Here is a 19778-nt window from a genome sequence, read left to right on the forward strand (position 1 = left end):
GTCTAGGAACCATAAAAATAGTGTGGGTATTTAATGAGTTACGATTATTATTAACCAGATAGTGATCTAAAATATATTGTTACAGATGAGCCGTTGAGCTATTATCGCCCCGCGTTCACCACCACGGTTTATGCATTTTTAAGTCCCAAGCGTCCATCAGCTGCTTGGGATTTTTTTTTGCCTGAGATTTGTCCTGGTTCGCTCGAACATCACAAAGACACATCAGCCGCTGCCTTCGCTCTGAATAATTCGCCTGTATGCCGTGCCGCTTCTATGGAGAAGCGCGGAACGCCTCCTGTGCAAACCCGGGCGAATCCCGGTTTTTTGGACTACTACTGACTGGCCAAACTCAAACTCAGTCTGATGGGAGTCTTTAGATGCTGGTTCACTGGTCGCTTGCGGCAATTCACCTGCTGGCTTTCGCCTTGGGGTTCTGGGCTGTACTGACGCGGGGAACCGCATTCAGCCGTCTGGCGGCCGGGGCGGGAGAGGCTCGCCGTGTGTTGATGGCCGATAATCTGTGGGGGATCTCTGCCGTCATCCTCCTGGTCTCCGGTGGGATGCGGGCCTTCGGTGGGTATGAAAAAGGTACGGATTACTACCTTCACCAACCTTTGTTCCATCTCAAAATGACGCTCTTCGTTTTGATCCTGCTGCTTGAGGTCGCGCCAATGATCACGCTGATCAAATGGCGGATCGCGCTGAGCCGTGGCGCGGCGATCGATACCGGGCGCGCGAAGCTGTTTGCACGGATCAGTCATGTCGAGGGGCTGCTGGTGTTGTTGATGGTCGTGGCGGCCACGGGCATGGCGCGCGGCGTGACGTTTGGTTAGCCGAGTCTGATCACGTTCTTCCTCGGGGATAATCCGAAACGTCTGACAGTCAGGGCAGGGGGCGTGCCGTTAATATCGGCTTCACGTTTTAGGCAGGAAGGGGCGAACGGATGGCGATACGACGCTTGAATCTTTAGCCAGCCGTTGTCCGGGACTGAACGGGCTGGCTACTGACTGCAACAGGATTCAGGGAGTTTGCGGCTTGTCTGGAGCGGTCAGGCCAGCCTGAATGCGTTGGTAGATTTCTTCGCGATGCACTGCGACGTCTTTCGGCGCGTTGATGCCGATGCGAACTTGCTGGCCGCTTACGCCCAGAATGGTGATCGTAATGTCGTCACCGATATTTATGCTTTCACCNACTTTGCGGGTGAGTATCAGCATGGACTTCTCCTTGATTGCTTTGTAGGGCACCTGATTCGAACAGTGCAGAGGTCGGTGGTATGTATAGATTAGTGCGAAGTCTCACGGTTTGGGTGCCTCTTTCTGACGCGCAGATGCTGCATTAATTCCCAAGGCGTAACTATACAGAGGCCGCAACCATCATTCTCGTTGTTTTGCGCCCATTTTGCGGCACTCGGGAAGTATTCATGAATGCTAAAATCGCCGCTTTCAGCATTCAGAGGGACACGTTGTGCGCAAAATGGTCTTGGTAATCGCAGTACTGGCACTGGTTGGATGCGATCAAGGTAAGGGCGTTGATGCTCAAAAGCCGAAACCGGCAGTCGTTTCCGCACCTGCGGCAGTCACCGGGCCGCAATGGGATGTTGAAGTGCGAGGCGAAACGCCCCAGGCTGTCAGCGACTTGAGCGGCTGGCTGATCGAACACAGCTTTGTGTCCAGCATCGTCAAGGAAAACGGCAAGACCCGGATTCTGCTCGGACCATTCAATTCGAAAGCCGAGGCCGAAGCCAAGCAGGCCGAGGTGGCTGCGGCGCTTACCCGGGCCAAGAAACAGAACATCGAAGTGCTGGTGCTTGAGCGTCCCGCAGCCCAGTAACAGCCGTTTTCGCGCAAGCCTTCTGTCGAAGCCCCTTAAAGGGGATCCACATTGACTCGTCTCTAAGCGTGTCACTGTCGATTCCCAGAAGGAGCTCTCCATGGCCTCCGCCACCCCTTACAAAATATTCGACGCAGTCCTGGCGCACAAAAAGACCCTCAGCCCGCATTTAATGCGCGTGACCCTGGCCGGTCCGATGGTCACCGAAATGGCCACCTGGGCGCCGGATCAGCGCGTCAAACTGTTCTTTCCAGCCGAAGACGGGTCGCCTGCCAGCCTGGCCCATGACCAGTATTGGTATGCGCGCTACCGTTCAATGCCGGCCAACCAGCGTCCGGCAATGCGCACTTACACCATCCGGCATCTGCGGGCCGAGCAAGGCGAAGTGGACATCGACTTCGTATTGCACGGTGAAACCGGTCCGGCCTCCCGTTGGGCAATCCGGTCGGTAGCGGGCGAGCCAATCCAGATTGTGGCACCTGATCGTCAGTTTTCAGCGCAAGACGCGGGAGGTTTCGAATGGAAGCCGCCTCACACGCTCAAGCATCTGTTGCTGGTGGCCGATGCCACGGCATTGCCCGCCGCGCTCGGCATTCTGGACGAGATGGCTGCCTTGGCCGAGCCGCCAACGACTCAGGCATTTTTCGAGGTGGACAGTGCAGAAGAGGCATTGCCGGTTCCTGAATGGCCAGGGCTGTCAGTGCGGTGGCTGGTCCGGGATCATTCCAGCGGTAAGGCGGCAGGTGCGCTGATAGTCGAAGCGGTCCGTCGGGCGGAGCTGCCGGTGACTTCTTCACAGGCTCACGAAACAGTGGAGCTGGCCGAGGTTGACGTCGACAAAGAGACTCTCTGGGAAACCTCCGACTCGACCGGTAACGGTTTCTACGGCTGGATCGCCGGGGAAACGGTGGCCGTGATGAGCCTGCGCAAGTACTTGATCAAGGAGCGCGGCATCGCGCGCGAGTCACTCAATCTGATGGGTTACTGGCGCTGCAACAAAAGCGGCGGATAGAAACGTAAAAAGGCCTCGGGCATAAATACCCGAAGCCTTTTTGGTTTTCTGCGGTCGATCAGCCGCAGGCTTTCATGTCCACAGGCCCGACAAACTCGTTGCCGCGACCCATCACGCACGCCACGCTCTGGTTGCGCTGACGTTCCCAGGCTTCAACCGGATAGGTCTTGTTCCACGCTTCATACAGCTGGCGGTCCTGTTTTGACAGGCGCAAGCCGTATTGTTTGCTCATATAGAAATACGTTCGGGCGATCATCCCGCGAATGGACGGGCGGGGCATGACCTTCTTGGCCTTGAAATCCACTTGGGTCAGGCATGAACCGTATTGCCCGCGTTGCGCCGGCAGCCATCCAAAACTGAAGTTGTTACGGTCGCCATTGACCTCGCCGATGCTCGGCACCAGGTTGTGCAAATCAGCCTCGGCCTTTTGATAGACCGGATCGTAGCGCGTGCAGTTCTTGCGCCCGCCTTCTTGCCAGCACTGACGCTGATGGCCGATCTGCCAGGCGGGAACGATGTGCTCCCACTCAATGCGGGCAGCGCGCTTGGCATTCTTGCGGGGTACATACCCACAGGCTGCGAGGTTGACCTTGTTGCCGGTGTATTTGCAGCCGCAATAGAACTCGGTGGATTGCGGCGCGTACAGCTTCCAGGCAACTTTCTTGGCTTCGTTGAAGGTGCGGGGGGCGCCAGCCTGGGCGCCTAGGGTGATGAACAGAAACAGCAGAGCAAACCAGCGGACACTCATTGACTCAATCTTCCTTCGGCACAACCCAGAAAATCTGCACGCCGCCATCATCCCGATAGGCGAGGGTGACGTTGTCGTTCTCCGCGATTTCTTCGAGCAATTGCTCCCACTCATCCACAGGTTCGTCCGGTAAACGGAAGATCAGTGCGGCTTTGGCTTTCTGAGCGGTGGGGGAATTGATGATTTTCTGAACACGTATGCCCATGCGTTGATAGGCATCAGGAGAAGCAGAGGTGGAGGCCACGGAATTATCCTTATTAAGCTGTACGTGCATACAGTATTTAACTGTAGGCATTTTCGCAACTGCTTAAAATTCAAGAAAATCCTCTGACAGCAGTTTTTTCCGTTTGGTGTAGGAAGAAGGGAAAATTTTTATCGGAGTATCGGACAGGGTATGAACCACTCGCCCAGGCTGGCGAGTGGAGAATGCAGTGCCCGACCGGAATCGGTCGGGCGAGGGCGAATCAGTATTCCCAGAACATCCGTTGCAGCTCTTTGCTGTCGTTGGTCTTGGTCAGGGCAACCATTGCCAGAATTCGGGCTTTCTGTGGGTTGAGGTCATGTGCGGCAACCCAGTCGTACTTGTCGTCAGGCTGTTCGGCGTTACGCAGAACGAACCCGCCGGCATTCACGTGGGAAGAACGAATGATTTGCACGCCTTGCTTGCGCAGTTCCTGCAGGGCAGGGACTACACGCGAAGAGACCGAACCGTTGCCAGTGCCCGCATGGATGATCGCTTTGGCGCCGGATTGAGCCAGTGCCTTGTAAGCGGTGTCGCTGACGTTGCCGTAGGAATAAGCGATTTCGACGTCAGGCAGGCTCTTGATGGTTCTGATGTCGAATTCCGAATCCATGGTGTGACGCTTGGCTGGCAGGCGGAACCAGTAGGATTTGCCTTCAACCACCATGCCCAACGGGCCCCACGGGCTTTTGAACGCTTCGGTCTTGATGTTGATCATTTTGCTGACATCGCGACCCGACTGGATTTCGTCGTTCATGGTGACCAGTACGCCCTTGCCGCGAGCGTCTTTGCTGCCGGCGACAGCCACGGCGTTGTACAGGTTGAGCATGCCGTCAGCCGACATGGCGGTACCTGGACGCATTGAGCCGACGACTACGATTGGCTTGTCGGTCTTTTCCACCAGGTTCAGGAAGTAAGCGGTTTCTTCGAGGGTGTCGGTACCGTGGGTGATCACGATGCCATCGACGTCTTTACTGTCGGCCAGTTCGGCGACGCGACGACCCAGTTGCAGCAGGTTGTCGTTGGTGATGCTTTCCGAGGCGATCTGCATGACCTGTTCGCCGCGAACGTTGGCCAACTGGCTGAGCTCTGGAACNCCGGCGATCAATTGCTCGATACCGACTTTGGCCGCCTGGTAGGTCGCGCTGTTAGCAGCGCTCGCACCGGCGCCGGCAATGGTGCCGCCGGTGGCGAGGATCACCACGTTGGCCAGTTTCTGTTGGGTTTCGACTTCTTTTGCCTGAAGAGCGGTAGGCAGGAGCAGCAGGAGGGCCAAAGCGCCCGGAATAAAGGTGTTGAAGGCAGATTTCATTATTTTCTCTCTAGTAGTGAGACGGTGCTGATGCAAGTTCATCTAGATACGCCCCAGGCAGATCTGAACGCTTGGGGTCTAGGTGAAGAGCAGGATCTGTACCAGCCCTACGTTGAATGAGAAAAACTTTTAACTGGATGATTTATATCAATATTTACCCAATGGGTTACCCGCGTTAAACAGTCTCGTGTCCGGGTTTCCGAATAAGTTGAGGTTTCGCGTTCGGCTCTCCGAAAAGGACTACGACCTCTGGTGAACTCATCGCCTTGCCAGATAGAAAATCAGTGCTAAAGAAACCCGCGCACAGGTCGATGCCTCTTCAAGGGATTTTTTTTTCGGGAGTGCACATGTCTTTTTCTGTCGGTTTTCCAAATGCGGGCGCAATCACCATTGGTGGCAAGACACCGTCGACGATCAATGCCTTGAGCGAAGCGACGGAAGAGGCGTCGACACCGCTGACTGGAAAAGAAGAAAACCAGGTCAGAACCGGAGGGGCTGCTCAGGACGAAAGCAAATCCGAGAGCAAAAGCAGCCAGAGTATTGTGGTTCAGGTGTTGCTCAAGCGTATGCAGGAACTGCAACAGCAGCTGCGCGAACAACAGCAGCAACTGGCGGCCGCTCAGGCAGCGTCCTATCCAACCGAGGAGGCCAAAGCCACAGCCGTCATGTCGATCCAGGGGCAGATCGCCGCCACTAGTGGCGCGCTGGCGCAAGTCTCCGGGAATCTGGTGAAAGAACTGGCCAAGGGCTCCAGTACGGGTGGTCTGGTCAGCACGACTGCGTGATGGGGTGGGTTGGTTTTTGCCAGCCGAGACACAAAACAGGTCGTTGACAAATCACAGCAGGGTTCGCATAGTTCGGTCTACGCAAACGTTTGCGCGCTATTCTTGATGGCTCGGTCCCTCGACGGACGCCATGAAGCTTACGCCAGCGCAAGCGTTGCTCACAATAATCATAAGATCGGAGTGAACCCATGAAGCTGCCATTTGCTGGACGTCTTCTTGCTGTCGCTGTGCTTGCTGCCGCATCCGCTGCTCTACCTCTCTGTTCGGCATTCGCCGAAACCCCTGAAAAACCCAAAGTCGCGCTGGTCATGAAGTCCTTGGCCAACGAGTTCTTCCTGACCATGGAAGACGGTGCCAAGGCGTATCAGAAAGACCATTCCGGCGATTTCGAACTGATCTCCAACGGCATCAAGGACGAAACCGATACTGCGGGCCAGACACGCATCGTCGAGCAAATGATTCTGGCCAAGGTCAATGCGCTGGTCATCGCGCCGGCTGACTCCAAGGCCATGGTTCCCGTGATCAAGAAAGCCATCGATGCCGGTATCACCGTGATCAACATCGATAACCAGCTCGATCCGGCTGTGGTCAAAAGCAAGAACATCACCGTCCCGTTCGTAGGCCCGGATAACCGCAAAGGCGCACGTCTGGTCGGCGAGTATCTGGCCAAGCAGCTGAAGGCCGGTGACGAAGTCGGCATCATCGAAGGTGTGTCCACCACCACCAACGCCCAGGCCCGCACCGCAGGCTTCAAAGACGCGATGGAAGCGGCGCAGATCAAGGTTGTTTCGTTGCAGTCCGGTGACTGGGAGATCGACAAGGGCAACAAGGTTGCCGCCTCGATCCTCAGCGAATACCCGGACCTCAAGGCGCTGCTGGCCGGTAACGACAACATGGCACTGGGCGCAGTCTCCGCGGTACGTGCGGCAGGCAAGGCCGGCAAAGTGCTGGTGGTCGGTTACGACAACATCAACGCCATCAAGCCAATGTTGAAAGACGGCCGGGTCCTGGCGACCGCTGACCAGTTTGCCGCCAGGCAAGCCGTGTTCGGTATCGAGACTGCGCTGAAAATCATCAAGGGCGAGAAGGTCGACAGCGGCGCCAACGGCGTGATCGAAACGCCGGTAGAACTGGTCACCAAGTAACCCTTCTGGCGACACAATGGTGCTCGCCCGACCGGGCGAGCGCATGGAGAGTTTTATGTCAGTTTCCGCCCCGAACGCTGTCCTCTCGGTCAGCGGCATCGGCAAGACCTACGCCCAACCCGTCCTGACCGGCATTGACCTGACGCTGATGCGCGGTGAGGTGCTGGCGCTGACCGGCGAGAACGGCGCCGGCAAAAGCACACTGTCGAAAATCATTGGCGGGCTGGTCACGCCGACCACCGGNCACATGCAATTCCAGGGGCAGGAATACCGCCCAGGCAGCCGCACCCAGGCCGAAGACCTGGGCATCCGCATGGTCATGCAAGAACTCAATCTGTTGCCGACCCTGTCGGTGGCGGAAAACCTGTTTCTCGACAATCTGCCCAGCAATGGCGGCTGGATTAGCCGCAAACAACTGCGCAAAGCCGCGATCGAGGCCATGGCCCAGGTCGGGCTCGATGCGATCGACCCGGACACCCTGGTCGGCGAACTCGGCATCGGCCATCAACAAATGGTCGAAATCGCCCGCAACCTGATCGGCGACTGCCATGTACTGATCCTTGACGAACCCACGGCCATGCTCACCGCCCGTGAAGTCGAGATGCTGTTCGAGCAAATCACCCGCCTGCAAGCGCGTGGGGTGTCGATCATCTATATCTCCCACCGGCTCGAAGAACTGGCNCGTGTCGCGCAGCGTATTGCGGTTTTACGCGACGGCAAGCTGGTCTGCGTCGAGCCGATGGCCAATTACAACAGTGAGCAACTGGTCACCTTGATGGTCGGCCGTGAACTCGGCGAACACATCGACCTGGGGCCGCGCAACATTGGCGCTCCCGCCTTGACGGTCAAAGGGCTGAGCCGCTCGGACAAGGTCCGCGATGTGTCCTTTGAAGTGCGTGCCGGGGAGATCTATGGCATCTCCGGATTGATCGGGGCAGGGCGCACCGAGTTGCTGCGTCTGATCTTCGGTGCCGACACGGCGGACAGTGGCACGGTGGCCCTGGGGTCGCCAGCGCAGGTGGTGAGTATCCGTTCGCCGGTGGACGCGGTGGCTCATGGCATTGCTCTGATTACCGAAGACCGCAAGGGTGAAGGCCTGCTGCTGACCCAATCCATCAGCGCCAATATCGCTCTGGGCAACATGCCGGTGATCTCCAGTGGCGGCATCGTCAATAACGCTGACGAAATGTCCCTGGCCCAACGTCAGATTGACGCCATGCGCATCCGCAGCTCAAGCCCCGCACAGTTGGTGTCCGAGCTGTCGGGCGGCAACCAGCAGAAGGTCGTGATCGGCCGTTGGCTGGAGCGCGATTGCGCGGTGATGCTCTTTGACGAGCCAACCCGCGGTATCGACGTCGGCGCCAAGTTCGACATTTATGCGTTGCTCGGCGAATTGACGCGCCAGGGCAAAGCGCTGGTAGTGGTGTCCAGCGACCTGCGGGAGCTGATGCTGATCTGCGACCGCATCGGTGTGCTGTCCGCCGGGCGCCTGATCGAGACCTTCGAGCGCGACAGCTGGACCCAGGACGAGTTGCTCGCCGCCGCCTTTGCCGGCTACCAAAAACGTGATGCGTTGCTCAACGAAGCAGCGCCTAGGGAACTTCCATGAAAACTGCATCTTCTGCCGGCAAACGTAGTGGCAATTTCTACGGCCTGGGCACCTATCTGGGCCTGGCCGGTGCCTTGCTGGCGATGGTTGCGCTGTTCTCGGTATTGAGCAGCCACTTCCTGTCCTATGACACCTTCAGCACCCTGGCCAACCAGATTCCGGACCTGATGGTGCTGGCGGTCGGCATGACGTTCATCCTGATCATCGGCGGTATCGACCTGTCGGTGGGCTCGGTGCTGGCGCTCGCGGCGTCGGCCGTCAGCGTGGCGATTCTCGGCTGGGGCTGGAGCGTCTTGCCTGCAGCGCTGCTCGGGATGGCGATTGCGGCATTGGCCGGGACCATCACTGGATCGATCACCGTGGCGTGGCGCATTCCGTCATTTATCGTATCCCTCGGCGTGCTGGAAATGGCCCGTGGCGTGGCTTACCAGATGACCGGTTCGCGCACCGCCTATATCGGTGATTCGTTTGCCTGGCTGTCCAATCCGATTGCCTTTGGCATCTCGCCGTCGTTCATCATTGCCTTGCTGATCATCATCATCGCCCAAGCCGTGCTGACCCGTACCGTGTTCGGTCGCTACCTGATCGGCATCGGCACCAACGAAGAAGCGGTGCGTCTGGCAGGGATCAATCCCAAGCCCTACAAGATCCTGGTGTTCAGCCTGATGGGGCTGTTGGCCGGCGTGGCGGCACTGTTCCAGATTTCGCGCCTGGAAGCGGCGGACCCGAATGCCGGCTCCGGCCTTGAGTTGCAGGTGATCGCGGCGGTGGTGATCGGCGGTACCAGCCTGATGGGTGGGCGCGGCTCGGTCATCAGTACGTTCTTCGGTGTGTTGATTATTTCGGTGCTGGCGGCCGGCCTTGCGCAGATCGGTGCTACAGAGCCCACCAAACGCATCATCACCGGTGCCGTGATCGTGATTGCCGTGGTCCTCGACACCTATCGCAGCCAGCGCGCCAGTCGGCGGGGCTGAACCATGGCAACGATCAAGGATGTGGCGGCGCTCGCAGGTATTTCCTACACCACCGTGTCCCATGTGGTGAACAAGACGCGGCCGGTCAGCGAGCCTGTGCGGATCAAGGTTGAAGCGGCGATCAAGACCCTGGACTACGTGCCGAGCGCTGTGGCCCGTTCTTTGAAAGCCAAGACCACGGCGACCATCGGTTTGCTGGTGCCCAACAGCCTCAACCCGTACTTCGCCGAGCTGGCCCGGGGCATCGAGGATTACTGTGAGCGTAATGGTTATTGCGTGATCCTCTGCAACTCCGACGATAACGCTGAGAAGCAGCGCAGCTACTTGCGCGTGCTGCTGGAGAAACGCATCGACGGGCTGATCGTGGCCTCGGCCGGTGGCGACGCGGGGCTGGCAGAAGGTCTCGCCGGCGTGCGCACGCCGATGGTCATCGTAGACCGCGGGCTGGAAGGTGTGAACGCGGACCTGGTGCGTATCGACCACGAGGAGGGCGCTTACCTGGCGACCCGGCACTTGCTNGAACTGGGTCACCGGGACATCGCCACCATCGGTGGCCCGGCAGGTACCAGCGTGGCGCAGATGCGTCTGGCCGGTTATTGCCGAGCCTTGCAGGAGGCGGGGGTGGAAGTGCATCCCGAACGCATGCTGGAAAGTGACTTCACCAGCACGGGCGGTTACAACGCCGCCGCGATTCTGCTGGAAAAGAACCCGCCCAGCGCGATCTTCGCCGGCAACGACATGATCGGCATCGGCGTGTTGCGAGCGGCTGCCGAGCGCAATGTGCGTGTACCGACCGAGCTGTCAGTGATCGGCTTCGACGATATCCAGATGAGCCGTTATGTCTACCCGGCGCTGACCACTGTGGGCCAGTCGATCCTGCAGCTCGGTGAGATGGCAGCCGAGGTTCTGTTACGACGAATCGCAACACCCGACATGGCCACCGATCAACGGATCGTGACCCCCAGTATTGTCCTGCGAGAATCGACTGCGCCGCTTGCCGGTGTGTTCGACNAATACCGCTGAACCGAATTGATGAGTACTGATGTATGCCAGCAAAAGTAGTGGTAATAGGCAGCTTGAACATGGATTTGGTCACCCGCGCCAGTCGCTTGCCGCGCGCCGGTGAAACNCTGATCGGGCAGTCGTTTGCCACGGTTTCCGGCGGCAAGGGCGCGAACCAGGCGGTCGCGGCGGCGCGGCTGGGGGCCCAGGTGTCGATGGTCGGTTGCGTCGGCAGCGATGCTTACGGTGAAGAACTGCGCGGGGCGCTGTTGGCCGAGCAGATCGACTGCCAGGCCGTCAGCTCGGTCGACGGCTCAAGCGGCGTGGCATTGATTGTGGTGGATGACAGCAGCCAGAACGCGATTGTGATCGTCGCCGGTGCCAATGGTGCGCTGACGCCACAGGTGATCGACCGGTTCGATGCCGTGTTGCAGGCGGCGGACGTGATTATTTGTCAGCTGGAGGTGCCGGATGCCACGGTGGGTCATGCCCTCAAGCGCGGCCGTGAGCTGGGCAAAATCGTGATCCTCAACCCGGCGCCGGCCAGTCGTCCGCTGCCAGCGGATTGGTATGCGTCCATCGATTACCTGATTCCCAATGAAAGTGAGGCCTCGGCTCTGAGCGGTTTGTCGGTTGACTCCCTTTCGTCCGCCGAAACCGCCGCAACCCGGTTGATCGCGCTGGGCGCCGGTAAGGTCATCATCACCCTGGGTGCTCAAGGGTCAATGTTCGCCAACGGCACAGGCTTCGAACATTTCCCGGCACCGAAGGTGAAGGCTGTCGATACCACGGCGGCCGGCGATACCTTCGTCGGCGGTTTTGCTGCCGCGCTGGCGTCCGGCAAAACCGAAGCTGAAGCGATCCGTTTCGGCCAGGTCGCTGCGGCGCTTTCAGTTACCCGTGCCGGCGCGCAACCCTCTATTCCCACCTTGTCCGATGTACAGGCGTTCAAAGCACCATGAAAAAGACACCTTTGCTCAACGTCGCGCTGTCTCGGCTGATCGCTTCCCTGGGGCACGGCGACATGGTCGTGATCGGCGATGCCGGCCTGCCCGTACCGCCGGGCGTCGAACTGATCGACCTGGCCCTGACCCAGGGTATTCCGGATTTCGTCAGCACCTTGAACGTCGTGCTCAGCGAAATGCAGGTTGAGCGCCATGTGCTGGCCCAGGAAATTCTGGACAAGCAACCACCCGCCTTGAGCTCGCTGGATGAGCTGAACGCCAAAGGCGCGCTGGGCCAGCGTGAGCTGCTCAGCCATGACCAATTCAAAGTCCTCAGCCGTCAGGCGCGAGCGATTGTTCGTACAGGCGAATGCGCGCCGTACTGCAACATCGTGCTGGTCTCGGGGGTGACGTTCTAACGCGCTGTACTCAAATTTGTTCCCCACGCACAAGGAGTGCGATATGCACCGCTATGCTCAGAAACTGCACCACCTGCTTCGGAGTCTGCTGCTTTTGTCCCTGATTACTGCAACGAGCGCCCAGGCGGCGGAAAAGATCGACTTGATCATCGACACCGATCCGGGTGCCGACGATGTCGTCGCCTTGCTGTTTGCGTTGGCGTCGCCGGAAGAACTGAATATCCGAGCGCTGACGACCGTCGCTGGCAACGTGCGTCTGGACAAGACTTCGCGCAATGCGCGACTGGCCCGTGAGTGGGCAGGGCGCGAGGAGGTGCCGGTCTACGCGGGCGCACCGAAACCGTTGATGCGCACGCCGATTTATGCCGAGAACATCCATGGCAAGGAGGGTCTGTCGGGCGTCACCGTACACGAGCCAAAAAACGGCCTGGCTGAAGGCAATGCTGTCGACTACCTGATCAAAACGCTCAGCACTGCCAAGCCGCACAGCATCACCATCGCCATGCTCGGCCCACAAACCAACCTGGCGCTGGCGTTGACCCAGGCCCCGGAAATCACCCAAGGCATCAAGGAAGTGGTGGTGATGGGCGGTGCGCACTTCAATGGCGGCAATATCACACCGGTGGCCGAATTCAATTTGTTCGCCGACCCTATCGCCGCTGAAATCGTGCTCAAAAGTGGCGTCAAGCTGACCTACCTGCCACTGGACGTGACCCACAAGGTGCTGACCAGCGAAGCGCGACTGAAGAAAATCGCGGCGATTAACAACAACGCGAGCAAAGTGGTTGGCGACATTCTCAATGAATACGTCAAAGGCGACATGGAGCACTACGGCATCCCGGGCGGNCCGGTGCACGACGCTACCGTCATTGCCTATCTGCTCAAGCCTGCACTGTTCAGTGGGCGTGAGGTTAACGTGGTGGTAGACAGTCGCGAAGGCCCGACCTTCGGCCAGACCATCGTCGATTGGTATGACGGCTTGAAGCAGCCGAAGAACGCGTTCTGGGTTGAGAACGGCGACGCCCAAGGCTTCTTCGATCTGCTGACCCAGCGTCTGGCTCGTCTGAAGTAAACCATGCACCCGCAGGTGCCAGCCTGCGGGTTTTAAGCCCGCTCGTTCTCTGTCAGGCCCATATAGTCGGCGGGGTATTTTTCGAATATCTGCGCGATGAATTTCCTGGCGGCTTCAGTTCCCAGTTCCTTGACCAATAGATCGATGCCAATGATTGCGAACTCTTCCGGGCTGCCCGGGCTGTAAGAGCTGTGACCCTGCGGCCACTTGACGGTGATGTTGGCGTCGATGCTTATGGTGGACATGATGGCGCTCGTGAAGTCGGGAAAGTCTGAGTGTCGAGTTAACCATTTTGCGCGGCGTTTGGCTCTCCGACTTAGGCATGAGAAGAGGGCTATGCGACACTTGGTCTTTGACGAATTTTCAAGGACAGCGCTGTGCAGATCGATTTGAACACACCCGACGGCTTGACCCTTGAGGCGGTGCGCCAACTGCTGGCCTCTGCCAGTGATGATGAACACACGCAGCTGCGGGTGACCAAGGGCGGAATGGCCTACATTTCATCAGGTGTTGTAGGCGGCACCGATATCAGCGGGCTACTGTTTCGTCTGGAGACGTGGGCCAAGGGTTCCGGTTATGTAGGATTGGTCGCGGCCAGCGACGAGGTCTGGGTCATGCAGATCTTCAATGCGCTGAAAGAGAATTGGCCGAATCCGCCGTTCGATTACATCGACGTCTATTGAGGGCTGTTCATATTCAGTCACGATTGAGTGATGAACGACTGGGCGCGGCTCAGGCAAACTCGCCGCTCGCGCGGTTCGAGGGCAGGGTGGTGGCACTCACCTTGAAACCAAATGCCGGATTGGCGGTCGCAAGATCTCAGCTTAACTATTGGAAATAAGGAGGCTTCATGCCTTGGAAGCTCGCGTCATTGGGTACTTTGTTCTCCGTCACTCTGTTGGCTGGTTGCAGCAGCACGCCTTCCGAGTCGGCAGCAGGCCCTGAAGCGACGACTGACACAGGTCACAGCCGTTGTGAGGCAAAGGCAGCCGAATTCGCCATCGGCAAAGCGGCTTCGCCCGCGCTGCTGGAGCAGGCACGTACCCGCGCAGGTGCACAGAACGCACGGTTCCTGTCGCCTAACGATATGGTGACGCTGGAATACCGCTCCGACCGCTTGAACCTGAACACCGACGACAACCTGGTGATTACGCGGGTCAACTGCGGCTGANCGCTTCAGTCTTTTGCTTCGCCCATAAAAAACCCCGTCACATGGACGGGGTTTTTTTAGCTCAGCGGAGAATTACTCGCCGCGAACCTGTGCAGCTTGCATACCCTTTTGGCCTTTCTCAGCCACGAAGGAAACGGTTTGGCCTTCTTTCAGGCTTTTGAAACCGTCGCTTTCGATAGCTTTGAAGTGTACGAACAGGTCGTCACCGCCACCTTGAGGAGTGATGAAGCCGAAGCCTTTTTCATCGTTGAACCATTTAACGGTGCCGGTTTGGCGATTAGACATGGTGTATCTCCAAGAAACATATATTTTCAGTAGTGCTGTGCTGCTCAGGCCAACTGGGCACACTTGGCTATCATAGTCGAAATGTTCGCTTTGGGAGCCCCCCGGACGTGCTGTTTGCCCTGCAGTCGCGTTCCGTTTGCTGCTTGATGTAGCTGAAAGCCCCGTTTTACAAGGCTTCCAGCCGAAAGTAAAGACGATAAAAAAACCTGTAAAACCTGCATAAATTGTACGAAAAGGCTCAAATGCAGCGCTTTTTATCAGTGATAAGTCGAGTCAAAAGGACTTTTTTGTCACTTTTTCGCCGGTACATTGGCCTTGCATTTGGCTATCTGACCCAGAGCTTTCTGCTGCAATTCCGGGCTGGCCTTATTGTCCATCAATGCCTGGATGTCAGCCGCCGGATAAGACTTGATCGAATCAGCGCCGCAAGCACAGTGAGCCTTCGCTGCTGCAGCACCGATCTGCGGAGTGGCCGCTTCTGTGCACTGAGCCATGTATTTTTCGCGCTCGCCCTTTGGCCAGTCGGCATGGGCGGCCAGTGGCAGCAGCAAAACAATGGGGGCGACTACTGCGAACAAACGATTCAGACGCATGCTGGGATGCTCCTTGTGGGTCAATGTCTTGTTATCTGAGGGGTAAAGCGGTGTTCAAGTTCAGCACTCTGGCATAAATTGCATGATTAGCCCCAGCACAAAGCCTCGTTGCATCGACGACCGTTCATCTGTGCTAGCATGCCTCGCTCGGGCTTTTGCAGGCTCCGGATGACCTTCAGTCCCGGTGGCGGCAACGGCGCGAATAACCCTGATTTGAATCCCAGTCACTCTGGTTCGGTTTTCCGGTTGGCCGCAAGGCTCCTGCCGCTGTAAGGCAGGCGTTCATCACTGAACGGCCTGGTGTTGGATCTTGTACTGGCTCATCCCAACCCACGTGACCTTTGGTAGGGGTCACCACTAGGAGAGGAGGCGCCATGCCAACTATTACTCTTCCCGATGGCAGTCAACGTTCATTCGATCATTCGGTTTCCGTAGCCGAGGTCGCCGCATCCATTGGTGCCGGTCTGGCCAAGGCCACCGTGGCCGGCAAGGTCAATGGCAAGCTGGTCGACGCCAGCGATATCATCGACAGCGATTCCACGCTGCAAATCATTACGCCAAAGGATGAAGAGGGGCTGGAGATCATTCGCCACTCTTGTGCGCACCTGATTGGCCACGCGGTCAAGCAGCTGTACCCGACCGCGAAGATGGTAATCGGCCCGGTCATTGACGAAGGCTTCTATTACGATATCGCCTACGAGCGTCCATTCACTCCGGACGACCTGGCTGCTATCGAGGCGCGCATGCACGCTCTGATCGAAAAAGATTACGACGTCATCAAGAAAGTCACGCCGCGCGCCGAAGTGATCGACGTATTTACTGCTCGTGGTGAAGACTACAAGCTGCGTCTGGTGGAAGACATGCCGGACGAACAGGCCATGGGCCTGTATTACCACGAAGAATACGTCGACATGTGCCGTGGCCCGCACGTGCCGAACACGCGCTTCCTCAAGTCGTTTAAGCTGACCAAGCTGTCCGGTGCCTACTGGCGCGGTGATGCGAAGAACGAGCAGTTGCAGCGGATCTATGGCACTGCCTGGGCTGACAAGAAGCAGCTGGCAGCCTACATCCAGCGCATCGAAGAAGCCGAAAAACGCGACCACCGCAAGATCGGCAAGCGCCTGAACCTGTTCCACCTCCAGGAAGAAGCGCCGGGCATGGTGTTCTGGCACCCGAACGGCTGGACCCTGTATCAGGTGCTCGAGCAGTACATGCGCAAGGTTCAGCGCGATAACGGCTACCTGGAAATCAAGACTCCGCAGGTCGTTGATCGCGGCCTGTGGGAGAAATCCGGGCACTGGGCCAACTACGCTGACAACATGTTCACCACCCAGTCGGAAAACCGCGACTACGCCATCAAGCCGATGAACTGCCCGTGCCACGTGCAGGTGTTCAACCAAGGCCTGAAGAGCTACCGCGAGTTGCCGATGCGTCTGGCCGAATTCGGTGCCTGCCACCGTAATGAGCCGTCGGGTGCGCTGCACGGCATCATGCGTGTGCGTGGCTTCACTCAGGATGACGCCCACATCTTCTGCACCGAAGAGCAGATGCAGTCTGAATCCGCGGCGTTCATCAAGCTGACCATGGACGTTTATCGCGATTTCGGCTTCACCGAAGTCGAAATGAAGCTGTCCACTCGTCCGGAAAAACGCGTCGGGTCTGACGAGCTGTGGGATCGCGCCGAAGCTGCACTGGCCGCCGCGCTAGACAATGCGGGCCTTGCGTACGATTTGCAGCCGGGTGAGGGCGCCTTCTACGGTCCGAAAATCGAGTTCTCGCTGAAAGATTGTCTTGGTCGTGTGTGGCAATGTGGTACTTTGCAGCTCGATTTTAACCTGCCGATCCGTTTGGGGGCTGAATACGTCTCCGAAGACAACAGCCGTAAACACCCGGTTATGCTGCACCGGGCGATCCTCGGCTCGTTCGAACGGTTTGTCGGGATCCTGATCGAGCACTACGAGGGTGCGTTCCCCGCGTGGCTGGCTCCGACTCAGGCAGTGATCATGAATATCACTGATAAACAGGCCGATTTTGCCGCTGAAGTTGAAAAAACTCTCAACGAAAGCGGATTTCGTGCCAAGTCCGACTTGAGAAATGAAAAGATCGGCTTTAAAATCCGCGAGCATACTTTGCTCAAGGTTCCCTATCTTTTGGTTATCGGAGATCGGGAAGTCGAGATGCAGACTGTCGCTGTGCGTACTCGTGAAGGTGCTGACCTGGGCTCGATGCCCGTCGCCCAGTTCGCTGAGTTCCTCGCGCAAGCGGTTTCCCGGCGTGGTCGCCCAGATTCGGAGTAATTATTATTAAGCGTGAACCGAGACAAGATAAACGAGCTGCACCGAAAGCGCCGATCAATGAGAATATCTCGGCACGCGAGGTTCGGTTAATTGGCGCTGATGGCGAGCAGATTGGCATNGTNTCTATTGATGAAGCGCTTCGTANGGCTGAAGAGTCCAAATTGGACCTGGTGGAAATTTCCGCCGACGCAATCCCACCTGTTTGTCGGGTGATGGACTACGGCAAATCGATCTTCGAGAAGAAGAAGCAGGTTGCCGCAGCGAAGAAGAACCAGAAGCAGATTCAAGTAAAAGAAATCAAGTTTCGTCCAGGGACGGAGGAAGGGGATTACCAGGTAAAACTGCGCAACCTGGTACGTTTCCTGAGTGATGGGGACAGGGCCAAGGTATCCTTGCGATTCCGCGGCCGTGAGATGGCCCACCAGGAGCTGGGGATGGAACTCCTCAAGCGGGTTGAAGCTGACCTGTTGGAGTACGGTTCTGTCGAGCAGCATCCTAAGATGGAAGGACGCCAGCTGATTATGGTCATCGCCCCGAAAAAGAAGAAGTAATCAACAGGGCACGGCAGGCCTTCTGATTATGTTTATCAACTGAATGCGGAGTATCCGAACATGCCAAAAATGAAAACTAAAAGTGGTGCTGCTAAGCGGTTTCTGAAAACTGCTAACGGTATCAAGCACAAGCACGCTTTCAAGAGCCACATCCTGACTAAAATGTCGACCAAGCGTAAGCGTCAACTGCGCGGTAGCAGCTTGCTGGCACCGTGTGACGTGGCAAAAGTCGAGCGCATGCTGCGCCTTCGTTAATTTAGTCAAGAATAGAGGAAGTAACTCATGGCTCGTGTAAAGCGTGGCGTCATTGCCCGTAAGCGTCACAAAAAAATTCTGAAACTTGCTAAAGGCTACTACGGCGCGCGTTCACGCGTATTCCGTGTTGCCAAGCAAGCGGTAATCAAGGCAGGCCAATACGCCTACCGTGACCGTCGTCAGAAAAAACGTCAGTTCCGCGCTCTGTGGATCGCTCGTATCAATGCTGGTGCACGTGTTAACGGTCTGTCCTACAGCCGTTTCATCGCTGGCCTGAAAAAAGCGTCCATCGAAATCGACCGTAAGGTTCTGGCTGAACTGGCCGTGAACGATAAAGCGGTGTTTGCTGCGATTGTCGAGAAAGCTAAAGCCACTTTGGCTTAAGTACCCCCGACAGTCACCCTGGGTTGCTCCTGCAGCCCAAGGTGGTAAACGTCATAAATAGGGGAAGAGCCTTCAAGCTCTTCCCCTATTTTGTATCTGGAGTCTGTACATGGAAAACCTGGACGCGCTCGTCGCTCAAGCTCTTGAGGCTGTGCAAAGCGCTGAAGATATCAATGCCCTGGAGCAAATCCGGGTTCACTACCTTGGCAAAAAGGGTGAATTGACTCAGGTGATGAAGACCCTGGGGAATTTGCCGGCTGAAGAGCGTCCGCAAGTCGGTGCGCTGATCAACGTCGCCAAGGAGCGTGTCACAGAGGTTCTCAATGCGCGCAAGGCGTCGCTCGAGGAGGCCGATCTTGCNGCCAAACTGTCTGCCGAGTCCATTGACGTGACCCTGCCTGGCCGCGGCCAGACCTCGGGTGGTCTGCATCCGGTTACTCGTACTCTGGAACGTATCGAACAGTTCTTCACCCACATCGGCTACGGCATTGCCGAAGGCCCTGAGGTCGAAGACGACTATCACAACTTCGAGGCGCTCAACATCCCAGGCCATCACCCGGCCCGGTCGATGCACGACACCTTCTATTTCAACGCGAACATGCTGTTGCGCACCCATACCTCGCCGGTACAGGTCCGCACCATGGAAGCGAACAAGCCGCCGATCCGCATCGTCTGCCCAGGCCGTGTGTACCGTAGCGACTCGGATATCACCCACTCGCCGATGTTCCATCAGGTCGAAGGCCTGCTGGTTGATCGCGACATCAACTTCGCCGACCTCAAAGGGACCATCGAAGAGTTCCTGCGCGTGTTCTTCGAGAAGGAGCTGGCGGTGCGTTTCCGTCCTTCGTTCTTCCCGTTCACCGAGCCATCCGCCGAAGTTGATATGGAGTGCGTGATGTGCAGCGGTAAAGGCTGCCGCGTCTGCAAACAGACGGGCTGGCTGGAAGTGATGGGCTGCGGCATGGTGCACCCCAACGTGCTGCGCATGTCCGGGATCGACCCGGAAGAGTTCTCGGGCTTTGCCTTCGGCATGGGCGTTGAGCGTCTGGCCATGCTGCGTTACGGCGTGAACGACTTACGTCTGTTCTTCGACAACGACTTGCGGTTCCTCGCGCAATTTCGCTAGTCGTAACGAATCTTTAGGAGAGC

Annotated in this window: 25 protein-coding genes; 18 read left to right on the top strand and 7 right to left on the bottom strand. The window is 57.5% G+C overall.

Annotated features, from left to right (window positions below; genetic code table 11):
• The first annotated feature begins 377 nt into the window (after nucleotides 1-377).
• Nucleotides 378-833, top strand: a complete 456-nt coding sequence (locus B7L09_RS28535) for a DUF2214 family protein (RefSeq protein ID WP_094471637.1) — start codon at nucleotides 378-380, stop codon at nucleotides 831-833.
• 186 nt (nucleotides 834-1019) lie between these two features.
• Here the strand turns inward: B7L09_RS28535 and csrA are convergent, their stop codons facing one another.
• Nucleotides 1020-1214 (bottom strand): carbon storage regulator CsrA, encoded by a 195-nt coding sequence (gene csrA, locus B7L09_RS28540; RefSeq protein ID WP_007938114.1) that lies wholly within the window; start codon nucleotides 1212-1214, stop codon nucleotides 1020-1022.
• 250 nt (nucleotides 1215-1464) lie between these two features.
• Here csrA and B7L09_RS28545 point away from each other — a divergent pair, with 250 nt between their 5' ends.
• Nucleotides 1465-1830, top strand: a complete 366-nt coding sequence (locus B7L09_RS28545; RefSeq protein WP_094471638.1) for a penicillin-binding protein activator LpoB — start codon at nucleotides 1465-1467, stop codon at nucleotides 1828-1830.
• Nucleotides 1831-1930: 100 nt separating this feature from the next.
• The gene (locus B7L09_RS28550; protein WP_094471639.1) at nucleotides 1931-2842 is read left to right on the top strand and encodes a siderophore-interacting protein; all 912 of its coding nucleotides are present in this window, start codon (nucleotides 1931-1933) and stop codon (nucleotides 2840-2842) included.
• 58 nt (nucleotides 2843-2900) lie between these two features.
• On the opposite strand, the gene B7L09_RS28555 is transcribed toward B7L09_RS28550, so the two are convergent.
• The 3 genes from B7L09_RS28555 to B7L09_RS28565 all read right to left on the bottom strand — a co-directional run bounded on the left by B7L09_RS28555 (nucleotide 2901) and on the right by B7L09_RS28565 (nucleotide 5143).
• Entirely contained in the window at nucleotides 2901-3590 is a 690-nt protein-coding gene (locus B7L09_RS28555) for an endonuclease (protein WP_094471640.1), read from the bottom strand.
• A 4-nt stretch (nucleotides 3591-3594) separates the two neighbouring features.
• Nucleotides 3595-3885, bottom strand: coding sequence for a DUF1654 domain-containing protein (locus B7L09_RS28560; protein ID WP_438269357.1), 291 nt, complete (start codon nucleotides 3883-3885; stop codon nucleotides 3595-3597).
• A gap of 169 nt (nucleotides 3886-4054) precedes the next feature.
• The gene (locus B7L09_RS28565) at nucleotides 4055-5143 is read right to left on the bottom strand and encodes an asparaginase (RefSeq protein WP_094471641.1); all 1089 of its coding nucleotides are present in this window, start codon (nucleotides 5141-5143) and stop codon (nucleotides 4055-4057) included.
• 347 nt (nucleotides 5144-5490) lie between these two features.
• Between B7L09_RS28565 and B7L09_RS28570 the strand changes: the two genes are divergently transcribed.
• The 8 genes from B7L09_RS28570 (at nucleotide 5491) to B7L09_RS28605 (ending at nucleotide 13093) form a co-directional block, all read left to right on the top strand.
• Entirely contained in the window at nucleotides 5491-5928 is a 438-nt protein-coding gene (locus tag B7L09_RS28570; RefSeq protein WP_094471642.1) for a hypothetical protein, read from the top strand.
• Between the two features lie 188 nt (nucleotides 5929-6116).
• A complete protein-coding gene (locus B7L09_RS28575; protein WP_094471643.1) occupies nucleotides 6117-7073 on the top strand; it encodes a sugar ABC transporter substrate-binding protein in 957 nt (318 codons plus the stop codon).
• 55 nt (nucleotides 7074-7128) lie between these two features.
• Nucleotides 7129-8682, top strand: coding sequence for a sugar ABC transporter ATP-binding protein (locus tag B7L09_RS28580; RefSeq protein ID WP_094471644.1), 1554 nt, complete (start codon nucleotides 7129-7131; stop codon nucleotides 8680-8682).
• Entirely contained in the window at nucleotides 8679-9656 is a 978-nt protein-coding gene (locus tag B7L09_RS28585) for an ABC transporter permease (RefSeq protein WP_094471645.1), read from the top strand. The genes B7L09_RS28580 and B7L09_RS28585 overlap by 4 nt, the downstream gene beginning before the upstream one ends.
• Nucleotides 9657-9659: 3 nt before the next feature.
• Entirely contained in the window at nucleotides 9660-10679 is a 1020-nt protein-coding gene (locus B7L09_RS28590; protein ID WP_094471646.1) for a LacI family DNA-binding transcriptional regulator, read from the top strand.
• A 23-nt stretch (nucleotides 10680-10702) separates the two neighbouring features.
• On the top strand, nucleotides 10703-11620 hold the full coding sequence (rbsK, locus tag B7L09_RS28595) for a ribokinase (RefSeq protein ID WP_094471647.1): 918 nt from the start codon (nucleotides 10703-10705) through the stop codon (nucleotides 11618-11620).
• Entirely contained in the window at nucleotides 11617-12021 is a 405-nt protein-coding gene (rbsD, locus tag B7L09_RS28600) for a D-ribose pyranase (RefSeq protein ID WP_094471648.1), read from the top strand. The genes rbsK and rbsD overlap by 4 nt, the downstream gene beginning before the upstream one ends.
• Nucleotides 12022-12064: 43 nt before the next feature.
• The gene (locus B7L09_RS28605; RefSeq protein ID WP_094471649.1) at nucleotides 12065-13093 is read left to right on the top strand and encodes a nucleoside hydrolase; all 1029 of its coding nucleotides are present in this window, start codon (nucleotides 12065-12067) and stop codon (nucleotides 13091-13093) included.
• Between the two features lie 32 nt (nucleotides 13094-13125).
• Here the strand turns inward: B7L09_RS28605 and B7L09_RS28610 are convergent, their stop codons facing one another.
• Entirely contained in the window at nucleotides 13126-13338 is a 213-nt protein-coding gene (locus B7L09_RS28610) for a hypothetical protein (RefSeq protein ID WP_094471650.1), read from the bottom strand.
• A 132-nt stretch (nucleotides 13339-13470) separates the two neighbouring features.
• Here B7L09_RS28610 and B7L09_RS28615 point away from each other — a divergent pair, with 132 nt between their 5' ends.
• The gene (locus tag B7L09_RS28615; RefSeq protein WP_094471651.1) at nucleotides 13471-13776 is read left to right on the top strand and encodes a hypothetical protein; all 306 of its coding nucleotides are present in this window, start codon (nucleotides 13471-13473) and stop codon (nucleotides 13774-13776) included.
• A 167-nt stretch (nucleotides 13777-13943) separates the two neighbouring features.
• Nucleotides 13944-14264 carry an I78 family peptidase inhibitor gene (locus tag B7L09_RS28620; protein WP_094471652.1) on the top strand — a complete coding sequence of 107 codons (321 nt, stop codon included), beginning with the start codon at nucleotides 13944-13946 and terminating at the stop codon, nucleotides 14262-14264.
• 72 nt (nucleotides 14265-14336) lie between these two features.
• On the opposite strand, the gene B7L09_RS28625 is transcribed toward B7L09_RS28620, so the two are convergent.
• Entirely contained in the window at nucleotides 14337-14549 is a 213-nt protein-coding gene (locus B7L09_RS28625) for a cold-shock protein (protein ID WP_003234260.1), read from the bottom strand.
• 290 nt (nucleotides 14550-14839) lie between these two features.
• Nucleotides 14840-15142, bottom strand: a complete 303-nt coding sequence (locus B7L09_RS28630) for a hypothetical protein (protein WP_094471653.1) — start codon at nucleotides 15140-15142, stop codon at nucleotides 14840-14842.
• A 374-nt stretch (nucleotides 15143-15516) separates the two neighbouring features.
• On the opposite strand from B7L09_RS28630, the gene thrS reads away from it, so the two are divergent.
• From thrS to pheS, 5 genes are all read left to right on the top strand, one after another.
• The gene (gene thrS / locus B7L09_RS28635; protein ID WP_094471654.1) at nucleotides 15517-17439 is read left to right on the top strand and encodes a threonine--tRNA ligase; all 1923 of its coding nucleotides are present in this window, start codon (nucleotides 15517-15519) and stop codon (nucleotides 17437-17439) included.
• On the top strand, nucleotides 17439-17990 hold the full coding sequence (infC, locus tag B7L09_RS28640) for a translation initiation factor IF-3 (RefSeq protein WP_094471655.1): 552 nt from the start codon (nucleotides 17439-17441) through the stop codon (nucleotides 17988-17990). The genes thrS and infC overlap by 1 nt, the downstream gene beginning before the upstream one ends.
• A gap of 60 nt (nucleotides 17991-18050) precedes the next feature.
• Nucleotides 18051-18245, top strand: coding sequence for a 50S ribosomal protein L35 (gene rpmI, locus B7L09_RS28645; RefSeq protein ID WP_008145659.1), 195 nt, complete (start codon nucleotides 18051-18053; stop codon nucleotides 18243-18245).
• 27 nt (nucleotides 18246-18272) lie between these two features.
• Nucleotides 18273-18629, top strand: coding sequence for a 50S ribosomal protein L20 (rplT, locus tag B7L09_RS28650; RefSeq protein ID WP_053257052.1), 357 nt, complete (start codon nucleotides 18273-18275; stop codon nucleotides 18627-18629).
• 109 nt (nucleotides 18630-18738) lie between these two features.
• Nucleotides 18739-19755 (top strand): phenylalanine--tRNA ligase subunit alpha, encoded by a 1017-nt coding sequence (gene pheS, locus B7L09_RS28655; RefSeq protein WP_094471656.1) that lies wholly within the window; start codon nucleotides 18739-18741, stop codon nucleotides 19753-19755.
• The last annotated feature ends 23 nt before the right edge of the window (nucleotides 19756-19778 follow it).

Origin of the sequence: Pseudomonas mandelii (genome assembly GCF_002251635.1) — a bacterium.
Taxonomy (GTDB): domain Bacteria; phylum Pseudomonadota; class Gammaproteobacteria; order Pseudomonadales; family Pseudomonadaceae; genus Aquipseudomonas; species Aquipseudomonas mandelii_B.